At 71.2% G+C, this 1,387-nt stretch carries 1 protein-coding gene; it reads right to left on the bottom strand.

Annotation, left to right across the window (positions count from 1 at the left end; all coding sequences use genetic code 11):
* Positions 1-4: 4 nt before the first annotated feature.
* A partial coding sequence (locus K789_RS0112820) for a methyltransferase (protein WP_024367097.1) occupies positions 5-1,387 on the bottom strand: 1,383 nt, incomplete at its 5' end.

Raw genomic sequence — 1,387 nt, 5'->3', positions numbered from 1 at the left:
CGCCTCAGGCGGGAAGCAGGAAGCCGTCGCGGACCAGGTTCCCCACCTCGGTGAGGAGCCCGCTGCGGAAGGTCCCGCTGTCCCAGTCCTCGCCTCCACCCAGCAGCGCCTCGAGGGCGCCGATGATCTGCCCAACGGACAGGTCGCCGTCGCACGCTGAGACAAAGCCAGCCAGTTCGGTGCTCAGCAGGTTGGTGCGGCGGAGCCCGGCACCCTGGCGCAGCAGGATGACGCCGGGGTGCTCGGCGCCGGGGCGCTGGTGCCGCTCCTCGGTGACGTCCTCGGCAACAAGCAGGTGCGCGGCCGCCAGGTCGTGGCCGGCCAGCCAGTCGGCGCGTTCCACGGCGGCACCGAGGTGCGGGCCAACGGGCTGCTCGATCGGATAGGTGATCTCCTCGAAGCGCCTCAGCACCGGGGAGCCCTGGACGGGCCGCCGCAGCCAGATCATCCCGAAACCGATGGCCTCGACGTTGCGGGAGGCGAAGTCGTCCAGATACGCGGCGTAGGAGTCCTGGTACAGGCGCCGGTCGCGGGCCTCGGAGGCGTCCTGCAGCCACGTCTCGGCGTACTGTTCCGGGCTGACCTGCTCGCGCTGGATAAACCAGACGTCCGCGTCCGGACTGGCCCAGTTTTGCGGCCGTTCGGGCCAGTCGGAGCCCGCCGGGATCTCCCAGTTGCCCAATAACTGGGCTGTTCCGCCAGGGGTGAGTGCCGCGGGAAGGTCCCGGACCAGCGCGGCGACGATGTCATCGCCCGGCAGGCCGCCGTCGCGGTAGGTGAACTGGTCCGCGGCGGCCTCGCCCAGGCTGCGCGGCGTGATCACGAACGGCGGGTTGGAGACCACCAGCTCAAATTCCTCGCCCGCCACCGGTTCGAGCAGGGAGCCCTGGCGCAGGCTCACCCGGGCCTCCAGATCGGCGGGGTCCAGGTGCAACTGGCCGGCGTTTAACAGGAGGTTGAAGCGCGTGAACGCCAGCGCACGCCTGGAGATGTCGGTGGCGGTCACATGCTCGGCGTGGTGCAGCAGGTGGAACGTCTGGATGCCGCAGCCGGTGCCAAGGTCCAGGGCGCGGGCCACATGCCGGCGGGCGGTGACCTGCACCAGTGTGGTGGATGCCTGCCCGATCCCGAGCACATGGTCGTGGCGCAGAACGCCGGGGCGCTGGTGGGCGGCCAGGTCGCTGGCCACCCAGAGCTCCGCGCCGCCGCTGCCGACGGTGTTTTCGTTTTCCCCCTGGGTGCCGTCCCCCGGGGTCCCGTCCCAGCCGTACGGCCGCAGATCCACCTTCGCCTGAACCAGGCCATCCGCGGACGCCTCCACGAGGCCCAGGTCCAGCAGGCCCGCTGTGCCGATGCCGGGAAGGGAGGCGTCGAGCGTTGCGGCGGG

This window comes from Arthrobacter sp. TB 26 (genome assembly GCF_000427315.1).
Lineage (GTDB): Bacteria > Actinomycetota > Actinomycetes > Actinomycetales > Micrococcaceae > Arthrobacter.
This window is presented reverse-complemented; position numbering and strand designations above follow the sequence as displayed.